This is a genomic window from Stagnihabitans tardus, assembly GCF_009925085.1.
GTDB lineage: Bacteria > Pseudomonadota > Alphaproteobacteria > Rhodobacterales > Rhodobacteraceae > Stagnihabitans > Stagnihabitans tardus.
In genome coordinates this window covers 1-2364 of record NZ_JAABNR010000063.1, presented here as the reverse complement: position 1 = coordinate 2364, position 2364 = coordinate 1, and the positions used below count along the sequence as shown (strand labels likewise).

Below are 2364 nucleotides of genomic sequence, written 5' to 3'. Positions count from 1 at the left end.
ATGACCGCTTCACCCCCGGCCGCGGCCAGGACGCCATCGCCGGGGAGGGCGGCCGCGACATCCTCCTCCTGACCGGAACCCCCACCGACTACACCGCAACCCGCGACGGCGACATGGTCAGGATCACGGGGACAGGGGCGGGGCAGGGGGTCGATATCCGCTTCCAGGGCATCGAACTCCTGGGCTTCGTCGATCCCGCAGGCGCCAGCAGCCTCATGCCGCTCGAGGACTTCCTTGCGCGATGAGGCCCTTCCCATGCCGCGCCCCCATGCCGCGCGCGCCCCGCATGCGGAGCCTTCATCTCGGCCTGATTTCAGGCTAGGGCAGGGGGATTGTCAGCCTCGCCCCCGTCCGCGAAGGGAATTTGCGTGAAAGAGATTCTCAAGGCCTATCGCTTGCTGGATGCCTCCGAACGGCGGAGCGCCTGGCTCGTCTTTGCCGTCGTCACCTTCGTGGCCCTTTTCGACAGCCTCGGCGCCATGTCGATCATGCCCTTCCTGGCGGTCCTCGCCGATCCGGGCCTGATCACCTCGAACCTCACCCTGGCCGCCATCCGCGAGACCCTGGGGATTGCCGATGCCTTCGACTTCCAGATCGTCCTCGGCATCGCCTCCTTCGCGCTGCTGATCCTGTCGGCCGCCGTGCGCAGCCTGGGCTCCCATGCCGTCAACCGCTTTGCCCAGATGCGCAACTACACTTTGGGCGCCCGGCTCCTCGAGACCTATCTGCGCCGGCCCTATGCCTATTTCCTGTCACGCCACAGCAGCGACATCGCCAAGGAACTGCTGCAGGAAATCAGCATCCTGATCATGCAGATCTACCAGCCCATGGCCGTCATCGTGGCCCAGTCCGCGACCCTGGTCGTGCTGATCGTGCTCTTGGTCCTGGTCAACCCGATGACGGCTTTCGCCGGAGTCGTCGTGCTGGGCGGCTGCTATGCGGCGATCTTCGCCGTGGTCCAGCCGCGCCTGGCCCGCCTCGGCCAGACCCGCGCCCGCGTCGACCGCATCCGCTATGGCTCGGCCGTCGATGCCCTGGGCGGGATCAAGATCCTCAAGATCCTCGGCCGCGAAGGCCATTACCTCGAGCGGTTCAAATACGGCGCCCATGAATTCGGCCGCGTCCAGGCGCTTTCCACCAGCCTCGCCCAGATCCCCCGCTACGCCGTCGAGGCCGTGGCCTTCGGCGGCATCATCCTTCTGGCCCTGTCGCTCATGCTGCAACACCGCGACACGCCCTCGACGGCCCTGGCCCATATCCTGCCGCTCCTGGGCTTTTACGCCTTCGCGGGCTATCGCATCCTGCCCGCCATGCAGGGCGTCTATTCCTCCCTGGCCCAGATCCGCTATGGCCTGACCGCGCTGGATGTCGTCTCCGCGGCCCTGGCCGATCGCGACAGCCTGCCGCCCCTGCCGCAAGACGAGGTCGTGCCCCTGCCCTTCGCCCGCTCGGTCGAGATCGCGGGCCTCTCCTTCCGGTATGCCCAGGCCGAAACCCCCTCGATCGCGGGCATCTCGCTGACCATCCCCGCCGGGTCCACCCTGGGCATCGTCGGCCCGACCGGGGCGGGCAAGACCACCTTCGTCGATCTCTTCCTCGGTCTCCTGGCCCCGGATGGCGGCGCGATCCTGGTCGATGGCGTTCCGGTCACGGCGGAAAACCTGCGCAACTGGCAGGCCGATCTCGGCTATGTGCCGCAGGATGTCTTCCTCCTCGATGCCTCGGTGGCGGAGAACATCGCCTTTGGCCTGAAGCCCGAAGAGATCGACCTGGCCCGGGTCCGCGAGGCCGCCCGCATGGCGCAGATCCTCGATTTCGTCGAGCAGGACATGCCCCAGGGCTTCCAGACCTCGGTGGGCGAACGCGGCGTCAGGCTCTCGGGCGGGCAAAGGCAGCGCATCGGCATCGCCCGCGCGCTTTACCGCGACCCGGGGCTCATCGTCTTCGACGAGGCGACAAGCGCCTTGGACAACCTGACCGAACAAGAGGTCGTGCGTGCCATCGGCGCCTTGAGCGCGCTAGAGGGCTCCGCGAGAAAGACCGTGCTTCTGATCGCGCACCGGATTTCGACGGTGAAGGACTGCGACCAGATCCTGGTCCTGGAAAAGGGCCGCATGGTGGGGATCGGCCCCTACGAAGAGCTTTACTGCGACAACGCCGTCTTCCGCAGCCTGGTGGATGCCCGGGAGATCGGATAAGTTACATAATATTGCCTAGGGGTCTTTTGCGGCCACCTTGGGTGCGCGCTATTCTGGAATGCGACTTTTCATGGTTCCTTGATGTTTGGGACCAGACAAGGAGCTGAGAATGAAGATCCGGTTTTCCCATCTTTCCGTCTCCGAGCGGCGCAAGATCGAGCGCTGG

The 2364-nt window shown here is 65.9% G+C and carries 2 protein-coding genes; both read left to right on the top strand.

Annotated elements, in window-relative coordinates; genetic code table 11:
- Positions 1-245, top strand: a 245-nt coding sequence (locus tag GV832_RS21510; protein ID WP_168776908.1) for a hypothetical protein, incomplete at its 5' end; no start/stop codon positions are given.
- A 123-nt stretch (positions 246-368) separates the two neighbouring features.
- Positions 369-2198: an ABC transporter ATP-binding protein gene (locus tag GV832_RS21505; RefSeq protein WP_168776907.1), complete on the top strand. Its 1830-nt coding sequence runs from the start codon at positions 369-371 to the stop codon at positions 2196-2198.
- Positions 2199-2364: the final 166 nt, after the last annotated feature.